The sequence below is a fragment of the Acinetobacter sp. 5862 genome (genome assembly GCF_024494585.1).
GTDB lineage: Bacteria > Pseudomonadota > Gammaproteobacteria > Pseudomonadales > Moraxellaceae > Acinetobacter.
In genome coordinates this window covers 1-550 of record NZ_JANHGP010000094.1, presented here as the reverse complement: position 1 = coordinate 550, position 550 = coordinate 1, and the positions used below count along the sequence as shown (strand labels likewise).

General features: G+C 51.3%; 1 rRNA gene. It reads left to right on the top strand.

The features are described 5' to 3' along the window. A 23S ribosomal RNA gene (locus NO346_RS14660) occupies positions 1-550 on the top strand; the annotation flags it as partial.

Genomic DNA, 550 nt, shown 5'->3' with positions numbered 1-550 from the left:
TAGACCCGAAACCAGGCGATCTATCCATGAGCAGGTTGAAGGTTGGGTAACACTAACTGGAGGACCGAACCCACTGTCGTTGAAAAGCCAGGGGATGACTTGTGGATAGGGGTGAAAGGCTAATCAAGCCTGGTGATAGCTGGTTCTCCCCGAAAGCTATTTAGGTAGCGCCTCGGACGAATACCATTGGGGGTAGAGCACTGTTTCGGCTAGGGGGTCATCCCGACTTACCAAACCGATGCAAACTCCGAATACCAATGAGTACTATCCGGGAGACAGACTGCGGGTGCTAACGTCCGTAGTCAAGAGGAAAACAATCCAGACCGCCAGCTAAGGCCCCAAAATCATAGTTAAGTGGGAAACGATGTGGGAAGGCATAGACAGCTAGGAGGTTGGCTTAGAAGCAGCCACCCTTTAAAGAAAGCGTAATAGCTCACTAGTCGAGTCGGCCTGCGCGGAAGATGTAACGGGGCTAAAACTATGTGCCGAAGCTGCGGATGTATACTTTGTATACGTGGTAGGGGAGCGTTCTGTAAGCCGATGAAGGTGT